Source organism: uncultured Ruminococcus sp., from assembly GCA_902785355.1.
In the GTDB taxonomy this organism is placed as follows: Bacteria; Bacillota; Clostridia; order Oscillospirales; family Acutalibacteraceae; genus Ruminococcoides.
The window spans coordinates 1-14510 of the sequence record CACZYF010000017.1 but is presented as its reverse complement, the minus strand read 5'-3'; the positions used below and the strand labels follow the sequence as shown (position 1 = coordinate 14510).

Annotated in this window: 11 protein-coding genes, 1 pseudogene and 2 riboswitches; of the genes and pseudogenes, 2 read left to right on the top strand and 10 right to left on the bottom strand. The window is 51.2% G+C overall.

Going from position 1 to position 14510, the window contains the following annotated elements:
* Positions 1–31 precede the first annotated feature (31 nt).
* The 10 genes and pseudogenes from R2I50_RS05550 to R2I50_RS05505 form a co-directional block, all read right to left on the bottom strand.
* Complete coding sequence (locus tag R2I50_RS05550; RefSeq protein ID WP_316608166.1) at positions 32–2227, bottom strand: HD domain-containing phosphohydrolase; 2196 nt, start codon at positions 2225–2227, stop codon at positions 32–34.
* A gap of 39 nt (positions 2228–2266) precedes the next feature.
* Complete coding sequence (locus R2I50_RS05545) at positions 2267–2467, bottom strand: hypothetical protein (RefSeq protein WP_316608165.1); 201 nt, start codon at positions 2465–2467, stop codon at positions 2267–2269.
* Between the two features lie 5 nt (positions 2468–2472).
* Positions 2473–3162 carry a hypothetical protein gene (locus R2I50_RS05540; RefSeq protein ID WP_316608164.1) on the bottom strand — a complete coding sequence of 230 codons (690 nt, stop codon included), beginning with the start codon at positions 3160–3162 and terminating at the stop codon, positions 2473–2475.
* Positions 3163–3323: 161 nt separating this feature from the next.
* A complete protein-coding gene (locus tag R2I50_RS05535; RefSeq protein ID WP_316608163.1) occupies positions 3324–5369 on the bottom strand; it encodes a hypothetical protein in 2046 nt (681 codons plus the stop codon).
* A gap of 136 nt (positions 5370–5505) precedes the next feature.
* Positions 5506–5593, bottom strand: a riboswitch (cyclic di-GMP riboswitch).
* 216 nt (positions 5594–5809) lie between these two features.
* A complete protein-coding gene (locus R2I50_RS05530; protein ID WP_316608162.1) occupies positions 5810–6916 on the bottom strand; it encodes a hypothetical protein in 1107 nt (368 codons plus the stop codon).
* Between the two features lie 64 nt (positions 6917–6980).
* Positions 6981–7067: riboswitch (cyclic di-GMP riboswitch) on the bottom strand.
* A gap of 485 nt (positions 7068–7552) precedes the next feature.
* Complete coding sequence (locus tag R2I50_RS05525) at positions 7553–10645, bottom strand: response regulator (RefSeq protein ID WP_316608161.1); 3093 nt, start codon at positions 10643–10645, stop codon at positions 7553–7555.
* 339 nt (positions 10646–10984) lie between these two features.
* Positions 10985–11521 carry a 3'-5' exonuclease gene (locus R2I50_RS05520; RefSeq protein ID WP_316608160.1) on the bottom strand — a complete coding sequence of 179 codons (537 nt, stop codon included), beginning with the start codon at positions 11519–11521 and terminating at the stop codon, positions 10985–10987.
* Positions 11522–11541: 20 nt separating this feature from the next.
* Positions 11542–11934 carry a (deoxy)nucleoside triphosphate pyrophosphohydrolase gene (locus R2I50_RS05515; RefSeq protein WP_399552839.1) on the bottom strand — a complete coding sequence of 131 codons (393 nt, stop codon included), beginning with the start codon at positions 11932–11934 and terminating at the stop codon, positions 11542–11544.
* Positions 11932–12043, bottom strand: a pseudogene (locus R2I50_RS05510) (8-oxo-dGTP diphosphatase MutT); the annotation flags it as partial. The pseudogene R2I50_RS05510 and the gene R2I50_RS05515, both read right to left, overlap by 3 nt.
* Positions 12044–12094: 51 nt before the next feature.
* Positions 12095–13150: a toll/interleukin-1 receptor domain-containing protein gene (locus R2I50_RS05505; protein WP_316608158.1), complete on the bottom strand. Its 1056-nt coding sequence runs from the start codon at positions 13148–13150 to the stop codon at positions 12095–12097.
* Between the two features lie 337 nt (positions 13151–13487).
* Here R2I50_RS05505 and R2I50_RS05500 point away from each other — a divergent pair, with 337 nt between their 5' ends.
* Together R2I50_RS05500 and R2I50_RS05495 are read left to right on the top strand one after the other, a co-directional pair.
* Entirely contained in the window at positions 13488–13898 is a 411-nt protein-coding gene (locus R2I50_RS05500; protein WP_316608157.1) for a hypothetical protein, read from the top strand.
* A 194-nt stretch (positions 13899–14092) separates the two neighbouring features.
* Positions 14093–14344, top strand: coding sequence for a helix-turn-helix transcriptional regulator (locus R2I50_RS05495; RefSeq protein WP_316608156.1), 252 nt, complete (start codon positions 14093–14095; stop codon positions 14342–14344).
* The last annotated feature ends 166 nt before the right edge of the window (positions 14345–14510 follow it).

Below are 14510 nucleotides of genomic sequence, written 5' to 3'. Positions count from 1 at the left end.
TATATGGATTCTGATTGATCGAAAAACGGGATCATTCCGCGCTGACGGCGTCGCCCTCGCGGATGAACGCGATGAACGACTCGCAGATCGCGGGGTCGAAGATCTTGCCCTCGTTATCCTTGAGATAGCGCAGGGCGTCCTCTTTGTTCCACGCCTTCTTGTAGGTTCGCTCGGAGATCAGCGCATCGTAAACGTCGCAGACCGTGACCACACGCGCCTCAACAGGAATATCCTCGCCCTTCAAGCCGTGGCTGCCGGTGCCGTCGTAGCGCTCGTGGTGATAGCGCGCGATCGTCGCGGCGGTCGCGAGCATGGGGTCGTCGTCATAGGCGGAGAGGATGATATAGCCGAACTCCGTGTGGCTGTTGACGATGACGCGCTCCTCCTCGCTGAGCCTGCCTTCCTTGTGGATGATATTCTTGGGGATAGCGATCTTACCGAGGTCGTGCAGCTCGGAGGCGATGGCGATATGCTTCGCCTTGTCCGCGTCCATCCCGATCCGCTTGCACAGCGCAAGGCTGTTGTTGCGGATGTTCACCAGATGATCGACGCTGCAGCCATTGTCCAGCTCGGTGTTCTCCGCCAGCTCGGCGAAGATGATGTTGATATCGCGGCTGCCAAGATCGGAGAAGGTGTTCTCATAAGTCGTTTCCAGTCCGCAGTACGTCGCTTCGATCATACTCTCAAAGAAAACGTCCAAGCCGCCCTTGATATTTTCAAAATGAAGGATCGCGCCGATCTCGCTGCCGTCCTTCAAAATACAGTCAAAATAGGTTTCTGCGAAAAGACACCTCTTGTCGCTTTTCAGGCTGTTTTCCTCAATGATCTGATAATTGCAGGCGGAGATACCGCTGTTGATGACCTCCGTGTAGCCCTCCGCGCCCTTGACCGCCGCGCAGTAGCGGATGTCGGTGTTCTCGGGATTATACTTCCGGATCAGGTCGATGACCTCGCGCTCCGCCGTCTCATAGAACGTGGATTTGTCGCGGCACTGCAGCATGTTGCGGATAAAGAGGGAGATGCCGTCCACGGTATCGCCGTATTTCCCGCTCTGCTCGCGAAGCTCGCTGTTTTTCAGCTCAAAGCGGTAGTCGCTGATATAGATATATTCGATCACGCCGAGGATGACCGCGGACGCCACGGCTACGTTATAGATATACAGCGTCCTCTGGCGGGCGAGCATAAAGATCGCCGCGAGGATCATGATCATCGTGCAGAATACGCACATCACGAACATCGGCGCCGCGTACTGGATACGTCTGTCGAGCTGTTTCATGGCAGTGTGCGAGACGTAGACCGTCGCGGCAATGGTCACCAGGCACATCAAAGCGGAGCAGAGCTTCACCATCAGCGGGTTGAAGGACACGAACATCGCGACCGCTGAGATCACGGACGCGAAGAGGATCGCGATCGCCGTCTTGCGGGAATCCTTGAACAGGCCGTTCAGACACAGGAGCACCAGCATAAAGGTCAGGTGCACGGGAACGGCGGTGATGCTCAGCCAGATCGGCATATTGAAGCGGTAGGTGACCTCGGGCAGAAGGTGCAGCGCGACGCTCAGCCCGACGTAGGCAAGAAGCCCGCAGAACAGGATCGAGCGGAAGAAGCGCTTCTTCACCGCAGAGATCACACCGAAAACAAGCACGGCGACCAGCCCCGCGCCCATCAGGATCAAGCCGAAGATGAAGCCGGGCATCGAGGTGAAGGATGGATCGCCCGCGGGGTTGAGATAGGATTCAAAGCGAACGGAGAAGGGGATCTTGAGCATGACCTCAAGATGCCGCTCCTGAGCGGAAGGCTCCAGCGCCACAGCGTTGTAACAGCTTCCGACGTACTCCGCCGTATCGAATTGGTTGTTGTAGATCTCCCTGCCGTTGAGCTTGATCTTGACAGGGGAGAAATCGGTGATGAGCACAAAAGTCTTTGCCGTTTCCGAAGGCTCCAGCGTTTTGGAGAAATAGATGCTGTTCTTCTTGCCGTCGGAGACAATGGGATTCTGTGCGTTATAGATACGGAGCTCGCCGTCGGGCACGGCGCCCGCCTTCACGGTATAGAGGTAGTTCCAGTTGGAAAGGCGGTTCTCCACCGTATAGCTGTCGGAGACGTAGTTCGCGACAAAGTAGACGGCGACGGTCAGCAGGAGAACGATCACAGCTACGCCGAAAAGAGGGAGCGCGCCTCCCTTTTTGACCTTGTCATTCAGTTTGATGTTGCCGACCTTTTTCATCTTTTCAGCTCCGTTGGTTCATGATTTTTGACGATGGCGTCAGTGGAGACGCGAATACTTCTTCAAAAGCTCCTTTACGTCCTCGTCCGTGACGGGCGCGGATTCCGTCTGCTCATTCGTTCTGAGCAGGTCGCTCACGCCGTCGAGTATCTTCTGTATCTGAGCCTGATGCTCCGCGATCTTTTTCAGCGCTTCACGCAGGCGGGCGTTCTCGCTCGCTAAGGCTTTGTTATCGTCCATATCCGCTACTCCGCTTTCAGAGAGGCGATCACCGGTCTGCCGTCCTGGATCTTGACCGTGATCGTCGCCTTGCCGAGCAGGGTCTTGCGCGCAAGCTCGTTGTAGAAGGTGGAGATGATCTCCGCCTGATCGCCGTCAACGTTGACCGCGTCGATGATGTAATAGATGTTCGTGCCGTAGGACGGGATCCACATCTCGAAGATCTCTTTACCGGCATTGTACAGCATGGAGGAAGTCACCTTGAAGTCGTCGGTACCGAACTGCTCCTTGAGCGAATCCCTGATCTGCTGTTCGCTGGCGCTGCGGTACTGTGCCGCCTTGTTGGTGATGTGGTAAAAATCGTTGTAGAAGATATGGGTGAAGGCATACTGCACAGCCGCGTCGAGCGGGATGTCCTTCGGGGTTTTGAAGTTCTTCTGCGCCATCAGGAAAGCCAGCTCATAGGAACGGACGGCAAAGTCCGTTACGCTGACCTCTACGCCGCCAACCTCTACGGGGTCGGTCTTGCCCTTAGCATAAGCGTAAAAGCCCTCGCGCTCGACCTCTTCCTCCTCGCCGTCGATCTTGACCTCATACTCCGAGGCCGTCTCCTTCTGCTGCTTGACGTTCGGGTCGACGCCGCAGGCGGAGAACACCGCGAGAGAAAGGAAAACTGCCAGTAAAAGTGATATCATTTTGATCATGGAATGCTTCATTTTAATCGCCCCTTTATAAGAATATTCCCTGACCCGCAAAAAATCAAGTCAAGGAATACTCTTTTGGTTAGATAACTAAGAATCAGCCGTCAGAACTCATTGCGACTGTCTATTTTACTGTGTAAACGAACGGGGTAGATCGTCGTCCGTTTTGATTCCTGTTATTCCCAGGTGTAATCGTTCACGCTGGTGAGGAAAACGTCGTCGTAAACGCCCTCGCCGGAGTTGTTCTCGATGAACACATCTGCGGACGCGACCTTCTCATAGCTGTGGTAAGCGTTGCAGGTGATGGTGGAGCCGAGCGGGAGGTTGACGGACAGGCTCTCGAGCGGGGTGTTGATGACCTGATCGATGCCGGTCTGCTTGTCGTAGTCCTCGCCCTTGAAATGGAATCTGTACGCCATGAAGAAGTTGTTGACGTCGGTCTCGAGGTGAGTATCCTCCGCGTCGATGTCAATGATGATCTTCTTCGCAACATTGTCGATGATGTCGATGCCCTTCACGGTGTAGCGCTCGGGATCTTCCTTCGCAGCCGCAGCGAGCTCCTTGAACTCATTTTTGTGAACGACTTCCATGGTGTAAACGACGGTGCCGCGGATGCCGTTGCCGTTGTCGTCAAAGGTGCCGTTGTCCCAGTTGACAGCGCACATCTGGAAGTGATATTCCTTACCGACTTCGACTTCCTTCATCTCGCCGCCATAGTAGACGGTACCGTCCTCAAAGACGACCGCCATCTTCAGCGGAACGTCGATCCTGAGGTTGCCCTTGTCATCCTTCTCGGGAACGACGGGCTCGTCATGCTGCTCCTCGGCAGCCTTGATGCGGGACCAGACGGAGACTGCGCCGGTGGGTGCGGTGTACATCTGCTCGCCCTTGGTGCTCTCAACCTTGACGTTCGCGACGTCAGCGATCGCGGCAGCGTTCTCGCCGAAGAACCATCTGTCGGAGGAACCGAAGTATTTGTCATTGATGGAGAGGCTGGAAGCGTCCTTATCGACCGCATAGTCCGCAGCGGAAACCGCGTAAAGCTGGACGTTGTCGCCGATCACGATGCTCTCGGCAACCGGGATCGCGCCGTCTACGGGAGACACCTTCTTGGTTGCGCCGATCGCAGGAGCGAGGGAAGCGCTGATCGCGGTCACCTTGGCGTTACCGGTGATCTCGATGTTGCCGCCGGTATGACAGCCGCGACCGGTGCCGATCGCCGCGCCGCCGAGGCGGTCGCCGTCCTTTGTAACGTCGGAGGTGACAGCTGTAACGTCAGCGTCGCCGCCGATCCTGATATTGCAATGATATGCGTCGGGGTTGTACTGGTTCCCCTTGCTGGTGCCGCGACCGGTGCCGATCGCCGCGCCGCTGGCGCCGCCGACCGCAACGACCTTACCGCCGTTGATCTCGATGAGGTCGACAGACGCGCCGTAGCCGCCGCCGATGCCTACGCCCCAAGCGCCGGGGACTTCATTCGCGTTGATCGCGTCAAAGCTGCTGAAATCGGTGAAATCCTTGTTGCTCGAAGCGGCATAGATATCGCCGCCGTTGATGATGATGGTTCCGGCGGTGTATTCGCCGACAGCCGCAACGCCGATCGCGCCGCCGCTGGTGCCGTAGCCGGAGCCGATACCTGCGCCCTGTTCACCCGCATACGCACGGACTGTACCGCCGTTGATGGTAATGAGGTTGCCGCTGACGTGGTAGCCCGCGCCGATGCCCGCGCCTCTGTAGCCGCCGTAAGCGTTGATGACGCCGCTGTTGATGGTGATCTCGCCGACCTGGACTCTCTGTTCCTCGGGGATGTTGATACCGGTTCCGTAGGAGCCGATCGCCGCGCCGTACTTACCGCCGGTAACGTCGAGAGTTCCCTCGCCCTCGAAGGTGACCTTGGAGCCAAGCTCGACCTCGATGCCGCAGGAGAAATTGCTGCTGTCGCCCATAACGGTGCTGTAACCGTCAAGGACAAAGGTCACGTCGGAATTGTTCATGACCTTGATCGCGGAGCGGCCCTGAGAGTACACGCCTGCGTTGGAAAGTGTGACCGTTCCGGTGACGCCGTCGATATCGACCGCGTCGTAGTCGTTCCGATCGAGAACGTAGTCGCCGTTCTCATTGAACACGACATTCTTGAGATCTCCCTCCTCCGCGCTGACAGCCAGCGGGAACACGGAGACCAGCAGGAAAACTGCCAGTAATACTGATAAAACCTTCTTCATTCTAATCATCCTTTCTCGGGTATATGGGTGATGTAACGACGAGTAAAAAGCTTTAACCATAGAGCGCAGAACAATCATTCCCCCTTTCGGAGCAATAAAAATAACCGCCTGCCCAGTTCATTACATTCGTAAAAAACTATGCAGCCGGTCGGTCATATAGAATCACTATGTTAGACACCAGAGCTTTGCGTCGCCGCCTTTCAGCGGTTTTGCCCTCTAATCTGGTTATATTATAGCACAACCGCATCGGGATTTCAAGGGTTTTTTTGAAAAAAGAGCTTCATTTATATGGCAAAATGAACAAAGTTTCAGTTTAGTCACGGTCATTTCATGTGCATTGAACATGATTGGCAGAAAAAAACAGGGCGCCCACAAGTTGAGCGCCCCGAATCATTCAAAGATTATTTTGCGTAATCAATATGCTCTTCTGCTGCTTCAGCTTATTCCGTTTCCTCAGCAACCGGCTTCTCGCCCCAGGTGAAGTCGTTCACGCTGGTCAGCTCGACGTTGTCATAGACGCCCTCGCCGGAGTTGTTGACAACCAGAACGTCAGCCGTGTCGATCTCCTCATCGCCCTTGTAAGCCTTGCAGGTGATGGTGGAGCCGAGCGGCAGGTTGACGGACAGGCTCTCGACGGGAGTGTTGATGACCTGAGCGATGCCGGTCTTTTTGTTATAATCCCCACCGACAAAGTGGAATCTGTACGCCATGAAGAAGTTGTTGACGTCAGTCTCAAGGTGAGTGTCCTTAGCGTCGATATTGATGATGATCTTCTTCTCTTTGTTGTCGATGATGTCGATACCCTTTACGGTGTAGCGCTCGGGGTCCTCCTTCGCAGCTGCAACCAGCTCGTTGAACTCGTCGCGATGAACAACGACCATGGTGTAGACGACGGTACCGGCGATGCCGTTGCCGTTCTCGTCATAGATACCGTTCTCCCAGTTGACGGAGCACATCTGGAAGTGATATTCCTTACCGACCTCGACCTCTTTCATTTCGCCGCCGTAGTAAACGGTGCCGTCCTCAAAGGCGACAGCCATCTTCAGCGGAACGTCGATTCTGAGGTTAGCCTTCTCGCCCTCCTCGGCGGGGACTTCGGGCTGTTCGGGCTCTGCGGGTTCTGCGTCCTGAGCGAGCGCCATGACACAGTGGCTGTACTTGCCGTCGATGCTCAGGATGGTCTTGCCATCAGCAGCATAAACGGTGACGGTAGCCTGGGAGCCGTTGCCGTTGGGGGTCTTAGCGGTGCCGAAACCTCTTAAAACTGCGTTCTCATCCTTGAGAGAAGCGTCAGCTTTCTTTGCCTGATCGATAATCTCAGCGTCGCTGCGAGCGTCATCCTCAGCGACCCAGATGAGGGTGCCGTTGGCCTGCTTCACCCAAGCGATGGACGAGCCGGTGATGTCATAATCATAGCCGGTGTCGCTGTTTAAGGTGAAGTGCTCGGAATAGTTGATCGCGGGGGCTTCATCAGCAGAAGCGCCGACGACAGGCAGAGCCGCGAGAACCATGATGAGAGCAAGAACGAATACTAATGTCTTTTTCATGATAGATTCCTCCATTTCACGGTTGGCACGGACAAATAAAAAACAGTCCGTGCAAAATCGGTTGATTTGCAGCCGGACTGTCGTTACATCAAGTGCGTTAGACTCCTGAACTTTCCGTCCCTGCGTTTCCACAGGTTTGGCAATGGCTTATTAGTGTCGTTAGTATATCAGCTAAAACCACGTTTGTCAATAGTTTTTTCAAATTTTTTGCCAATAATTATTTAACATTTCAACCGTTGCTTGTATATAATGATATATGCACAAAATTCCGTCGCCTTTTTATATATAATGTATAGACAGAGCGAAGCGGCAAAAGGCGTATCTGCATTATCATATGCCCGAGATCCGGATTTGATTCCGTTTTCTCACGACTTTTTTTGTGTACGGCGAGCGACGACGCAACGCAATAAATGTTAATGTGTTTTAATGAAACTTAGTATAAACAACAAATCCGATTCTGAGAAAAACCAAACCGCATGGGTAGGCTCAAAAATGGCTTATCCATGCGGTTTTTTGAGGATTATCTTCTCGTAACTTCTTGTGATTGTAAGTATCAAACTGTAGGCAATATATGAGCGCAGTTAACAACGGCTCTTTATGATACTATTTGCGAGAGGATTGATGGGCTTGTACCAATTACTTAATCAGGCTTTCAAGCGTCTCGAACAATACTTCCGGCTGTACCGGCTTTGACAGATGAGCGTTCAGCCCCGCTTGCATACTGCGCTGTACATCTTCGTCAAAGGCGTTAGCGGTCAGGGCGATGATCGGAACGGTTTTTGCGTCAGCGCGGTCTGAGGCGCGGATCGCGCGCGTAGCCTCCAGTCCGTCCATCTCGGGCATACGTATATCCATTAGGATCGCGTCGTAGTAGCCCTCGGGATGTGATGTAAACAACTCCACAGCGATCCTTCCGTTCACGGCATGATCCGCCTTTATCTCGCGCATTTCAAGCACCATCTTCATGATCTCGGCGTTGATCGCCATATCCTCCGCGAGCAGAACGCGCCTTCCTCTGAGATCGGTCTTAGTCTGACCGTTCTGCTCCGACAGCTTCTTTTTCTTCGCGGCGGTTTTGAATTCGTCCATGATTGCCGCGGCAAAGAGCGGCTTTAGCAGAAAGCCGTCTACACCTGCCTGTACAGCCTCATCCAGAATGTCATCCCAGCGATAGGCGGTAAGAATGATGATAGCGGACTCGTGACCTATGGCATCGCGAATCATGCGGGTGGTCTCAAGGCCGTCGATTTCAGGCATTTTCCAGTCCACCAGTATCAGGTTGTACGGCTCTCTGCGAGCATGGCGCAGTTTGACCATCTCCAGCGCCTGAAGCCCGTTTTCGGCTGTTTCCGTGATGACTCCCGCCTTCTCTAATATCAGCTGAGCGTGATCGCGGGCAATTGGATCGTCATCCACGATAAGAACCGTCATATCCTCGGGATGAATACTGTCTGCCAAAGCTCCTTCTTCCGTCCTGTCGGAATCAGAGAGCGTTATCGTGACGGTGAAGGTCGTACCGACGCCCTTTTCGCTTTCTACCAAAATGTTGCCGTTCATCATTTCAACAAGGCGTTTGGTGATCGCCATTCCGAGACCCGAGCTGCCGTACTTGTTTGTAGAGGAATCCTCCTCCTGTGAGAAAGCGTCATAGATATAGGGGAGATAATCCTCGCTGATGCCTATACCGGTGTCGGAGATCTTGAAGCATAAGGTGGATTTGCCTTCAAATTGAGCCTTGCGTTCGATTTGAAGCTGTACCTCTCCCCCTTCATCGGTGAACTTCACAGCGTTGCCGAGAATATTGATCAGGATCTGTCTGAGCTTCATGTTATCGCCGATATAATATTCATTGATATCAGGGGTTATATTGAACCTGTATGTCAGTCCCTTATCCTGACATTGACTGTGGAACATGGTGTTGACAGCATCCAGTAGCTTTCGAAATGAGAATTCTTCATTTTTCAGCGTGAGTCGGCCCGACTCGATACGCGACATATCCAGGATATCATTTATCAGACCCAGCAAATGCTCGGCGGAAGAGCCGATTTTCTCCAAATACTCTCTTGTTCGCTCGGAGATATCCGGGTCATTCAGCGCGATGCTGTCTAAGCCGATGATGGCGTTCATCGGGGTGCGGATCTCATGACTCATATTTGACAGGAACGCGGTTTTTGCTTTGCTGGCTTCTTCAGCGGCAGACAACGCGTCGTTGAGCGCTTGCTGCTGTTCCATGGCTCTTCGCGTCTCTGCGTCAGAGTCTACGAAGCAAGCTCCCACGCTGTAGGAGACTTGTCCTTCTTTGTCCGATTTGTTTCGCACGCCTGCAAAGCGCGCCGTTTCGTAGCTCTCTTTTCCCTGTCGCTTCACCATATAGGTGTAGGAAATCACGTTGCGTTTTTTTAAGCCGTTTATAATTGACTCCGGTTGAACAAAGCGCAGGAACTCATCGAGATACTGTTCTGTTATATATCGGTTGGCATAAGCGGTCACAGCCGAAAGATACTTAAAGCGTTCGCCGACCCTTAAGCCGGACTCGCCCAGATCGGCGTGAGACTGATAACAGACGCCTTCGTCCTTGTCCAGTTCCAGATAGTACACGCTCCAGTAATCGGAAGCGAGCGCGGCGATCATTTTGCTTTGCTGTTCCTGGCGGCGGTCCTTCTCCAAGATTTGCTCCTGCAGTTCAAGGCGCTGTTCAAGCTCCTTTTGTTTTACGCGGCTCTCCGCCTCCTTCGTTTCGTGCTGCAGCATAAGGCGGCTGTTCCGCTTGATCTGGTAAATGATAAAGCCGAACATCAACAGCATGGCGGCAACCGTCAGAACGGATTGAATCACGCTTCGTCTTACGGTTCCCTCCGAGATAGAGCTGATACGCTCGCTGATGACGCTTTCACGGATCAGATAAGTCAGCTGCCAGTCCGTTCCCTTTACCGGAATATACGTCAGGGTCTCGCTAATGTCATTGTAGGTAAACGAAACGACCCCTTGATTGCCCGACTGAAAGCCCTGTACAAAAGCGTCGTATGAATAAGGCTTTTCAAAAACCGCCGTCCGCATTGCTTCCAGCAGATTGTCTTCCATAGCGAGACCGCCGAGGACAGAGTCTGTGAGTGCCGCGCCATTGATTGTATAGAGGTTGCAGAAGGTGGCGTCGCCGGTATTGGTTGTCATAGAAATTCCGGAGAGCATCTCGGTCATATTGATGGACATAAAGCATACTGACAGTCTCTTGCCCTGAAATGTGATGTTGATCGGCACGGCGATGATCACGCTCTTCTGCTTGCTTTCGGGGTTGAGAATAGAGATATCCGGCTTGCTTAGCGTCTTATAATCAAAGTCATATTCATCAATATTGTTATCGATTCCCGTGGAGGTAAAGATCAGTCCTTCGGTATCCACAAACGCAAACTTGTCCAGATGATAAAGCTTCTTCATGCGCGACTGATAAGTCTCCAGATGCGCCTTGTCGCTGAGGTCCTCTTCCGTCATCAGCTCAATCGCAACGCGTATGGTCTGTATTTTTTCCTGAAGATTCTTTTCAACGACTTGTTCCCGTCGTCCGGCAAGCTCGTCCAAATAAAGCAGACTGACAGAGCGGACGGCTTCTTCCGTGTCTTTTTTTGCGTTATAGCCCATCCATACGGTACCCAGCACAAGAATAACGGCAAGGATGACACTTCCGATAACGGCTATTGTCACCGTACGATTTCTTTTTACTTGCTTTCCCATAGCTTCACACCCTTTCTTTCATACTGATGATGAGAATCGCCGATTCTTTCTTTTTTATTATACATAATAAACTGTCTGTGTACAAGTGCGAACAGCCGAAAGCTGTTATACTAATTTCGCCGGTCAAGGCATTTTGTAGGCATACTCGGCGTATTCCGAGAAAAAATAACACAGGATTGCGGAAAAGGGCGATGTCCTTAACGTAACCGCTTAATAACCACCCCTAAACACTAAACCCTCCGTTTTCAGACGGAGGGTTTAATACAACAGGTTCAATTATTCTGTTAAGGATTTTGTTCCGGTTACAAAGGATGATACGCAAAAATTGCGTGTTATCTATCACTTGTTCAGTGAGCAAGTCCTTATGTATTGCCTGACATCGGCTCCCTCATCTAAATAGTGCAGCAGAATCTCGGCACAGGCGCGGCTGTCACTGTCCGCCTGATGGTGGTTCAGGCAGATGCCGTAATGGTCACACATATCGTTCAGCTTGTGGCTGACGCCGGGGAGCAGTCGCCTGCCCATCTGCACCGTGCAGATATAGCGCACATACGGTCGCCAGTCGATCCCGTAATCGCGCAGGCACTTCTTCAGCACGCCCATATCGAACACGGCATTGTGCGCTACGAGCAGACCGCTTGAGAATAAAGGCTCGATCTTCTCCCAAAGCTCCGGGAAGGTCGGCGCGCCAATGACCGTTTCTTCGCTGATACCCGTGAGGCGTGTATTGAAATAGTCAAATGGCTGTTCCGGATCGACAAGGGAATAATACTCGTTGACGATCATTCCGTCCTCGACCACAGCGATACCGATGGCGCTCATTCGATTGTTATAACGGTTCGGCGTCTCCACGTCAAACACAATGAACCGCGACATATCCGAACCTCCTACTTCTATCAGTTCTCGCCGTAAATGATTCTCTCGTTGATCTCCTTGTCTGCCGGGCAGAAAGAGTAGTCCGGGATCTCATCGGGTGTGATCCACGCAACGGCGTTGTGCTCTAACAGCTGTATTGTACCCTCGGTGATCTCAGCGTAGAATAGCGTGAGGTGAACCGTGATGTCGGGGTACTCGTGTACCACATCCATAAAGACATCTCCCACGGTGATAGTCACTCCCAGTTCTTCATGACATTCCCGAATGAGCGCCTCTTGCTTCGTTTCACCCTCGTCCTCATCGGCTGTACTCTGAAGGCTACTCCGGTTGGTATGCCTTGACCTCGCGGAACACGCGTGTTCGCCGTTCGTCCTCTCCCCACCACGCGGGGCGTGTCGGGGACCCCGTTGTATCTTTACCGCCGACATATTCCCATAATAATCCCCGCGCCTTATGCTTCGGTCGCTGACAGATCAAGAATCGATCCCCGTCCCATATCAGCGCCGCTACTACTTCGGTCATGTTAAACTCCAACATACTACAATTATTGTATCAACTCTTATGCTTAAGCAGTCATATCTTCGATAATGCCATCTTTAGTTCAACAAGCATATTGTCATACTCATCACACATATGATTCTCATTTTCGTTTTTGTGAATCCTGTAATACTTTCTTGAAGCTAATATTGTCGGTGGATTACTCTTATCCACTATGATGAGCAGAATCGGTTTTCTTTGTGAGTTGAATCTCATATAGTAGCTCTGCCATTCATCTGTGCAGAACGCAGATTTCAGATAGTCCTTTGACAATACTACCACCAGAGCATCAGCCGAATCCAGTCCATCGGTAATTGCTTGTGGAATACTATGACCAAGCTTGATGTCCCATTTGTCAAACCACACGTTATACTTTGATCTCTTTAAGTCTGTGGCGATCATCAATGCTATATTTGTATCCTGTGAAGCGTGAGAAATAAATACGGTTTTATCTCCCTCTCCCTGAAGAAGATTTGCCGCTGCATACGCATCACTCAAGTGCTTTGTTACAAAAGTATATTCGCCATACAGCTCAACTAATTGCGCGTCCAAATCCGGAGAGCCCTTTCCCTCAAGTTTAAGCATACGATACTTCCAAATAGTATTAGCTAATTCTCTTTCTCTGAGAATCAGGTCATAAGTAGTGATTCGATTTGAAAGGTAAGCCAGTGGAATATCTGTTTCTGAATCAAGAGTCATGGAGCCGTTACCCCATAATACAATCCCTATCTCACCCTCTTCATCATCAAGAAAACCTATTCTCCCTTTATGTTCCCCTTCCTTAACGATCACAGGGCCAACCATAACTGTATTATCAGGATCCTCGGGCATATCATACCGGTGAAAAATGATTTTTTCGATTTCCTCATCACCGACCTTCTTCAATGCCTCACGCACCGAATCATTCGTCCATTTTAACATTTTATTCAGACCGTATTTTCTGAGCTTATAATCCACCTGTTTGATGGTCACACCAAAAGCTACAGCTATATTCGCTCTCATATAATTCAGTTCGAAATATAAATATCTCAGATCTTCATAAGACAAATCATTCCATGCTTTAGAGAGTATTTGCTTTTCCTTATCTTTCATAGTATCAGTTACCTTATTTATGTTTATTTTTCCCTTATCCCCTTCGGTCTGAGGTAGTTTTAAGTCTCATTTTTTTGATGCATTTCTACAAATAATTACACCAAAATTATAACACGTCCCGCCCTGATTGCAAGGGCTATATTTGTCCCCAACTTACCCAAATATCCCCGCTCATCTTTGTGTACGATACATATTGATAAACCTCCCTCGTGACGCTAATATACACACACCGAAACAAAGGAGGTTTTATTATGTTAATCAACTATCATGTCACCGGGCGGAACGCAAGCGCCTCGTCAAAACCATCGCGTCCTACACGGGCTGCGACGCAAAGTATTTGGGAGTACCGAGCTGCGCTTATCGGGTGGACTGCTTCACCATCGATCGGGAGGGCGCTCTCAGCTTCGACGACAGCATCGACACCGAGATGGTCGGGGAGCTGCTCGACTTGCTTCGCAAAGAGGGTTTTGAGGCTGAACCGGGTGATATGACCATCAGCGTACCTGTGGAGTTTGACCGTCACAAGACCTATGATAAACTCACCGCACTGATCAGTTCAAAGCAGACACTCATCAAGAAAGCGTTAGGTGTTGACGAGTTACCAGTCGAGTTGACCGACAAGGGATTCGACTTCGCTTGGTTCAGCGCGAACGCTACCCCTGCGGAGCAAACGGCATACCGACGTAAAACGTATCGACTTGCTGATTACAAATCAGGCGCTCTATCTCCTTATGCAACTTCCCTTTGATACCGCTGCTCGGACTGTCCCGATGCCCGAAGAATGTACACGCTGTCTTTCGTTACGCCTATATTACCTATATTAAGGTAAAGTGTAGCGGAGGATATTTTACCTGTCAACCTATATTTAGGTAATAATCAAAAATCCCATATTATCATTGAATTAACCGAATTTGGGTAACAATGATAGTATGGGGTGTTTTTATGAACTACGGCGAAATCTACGCAAACCGCATCCGCAGCCTGTGCAAGAAGCGCGGGATCTCGATCAATCAGCTCGCCAAGATGAGCAACGTGCGCCAGTCGTCTATCGACAACATCGTCAACGGCAGAACCGGCAACCCCGGCGTCGTGAACCTCCACAAGATCGCAAGCGCGCTGAATATGACCCTCGCTGAGTTTCTCGACTTCAAGGAGCTGAACGCATTCTCGTTAGATGATAACGAGGATGAATAATCAATAGTACTGTTTAGGTCTTTTCGCTTTATAGCGGTAAGGGACTCGTTCCACACATTAATAGTAATGTTAGCGCCCGGTAGAAACGACCAAATCGGGCTCAGCAAAAATCGCCAAAAACGGTTCAGAAGAAAGCGCCAAACGACGATGTGTATAATCGAAATAA

Excerpts from the sequence above, each read along its gene's own strand:
- R2I50_RS05520 (WP_316608160.1), bottom strand. The coding sequence starts at position 11,521 with ATGTCGCGGTTCATTGTGTTTGACGTGGAGACGCCGAACCGTTATAAC.
- R2I50_RS05505 (WP_316608158.1), bottom strand. The coding sequence starts at position 13,150 with ATGAAAGATAAGGAAAAGCAAATACTCTCTAAAGCATGGAATGATTTG.
- R2I50_RS05530 (WP_316608162.1), bottom strand. The coding sequence starts at position 6,916 with ATGAAAAAGACATTAGTATTCGTTCTTGCTCTCATCATGGTTCTCGCG.
- R2I50_RS05525 (WP_316608161.1), bottom strand. The coding sequence starts at position 10,645 with ATGGGAAAGCAAGTAAAAAGAAATCGTACGGTGACAATAGCCGTTATC.
- R2I50_RS05540 (WP_316608164.1), bottom strand. The coding sequence starts at position 3,162 with ATGAAGCATTCCATGATCAAAATGATATCACTTTTACTGGCAGTTTTC.
- R2I50_RS05550 (WP_316608166.1), bottom strand. The coding sequence starts at position 2,227 with ATGAAAAAGGTCGGCAACATCAAACTGAATGACAAGGTCAAAAAGGGA.
- R2I50_RS05535 (WP_316608163.1), bottom strand. The coding sequence starts at position 5,369 with ATGAAGAAGGTTTTATCAGTATTACTGGCAGTTTTCCTGCTGGTCTCC.
- R2I50_RS05495 (WP_316608156.1), top strand. The coding sequence starts at position 14,093 with ATGAACTACGGCGAAATCTACGCAAACCGCATCCGCAGCCTGTGCAAG.
- R2I50_RS05545 (WP_316608165.1), bottom strand. The coding sequence starts at position 2,467 with ATGGACGATAACAAAGCCTTAGCGAGCGAGAACGCCCGCCTGCGTGAA.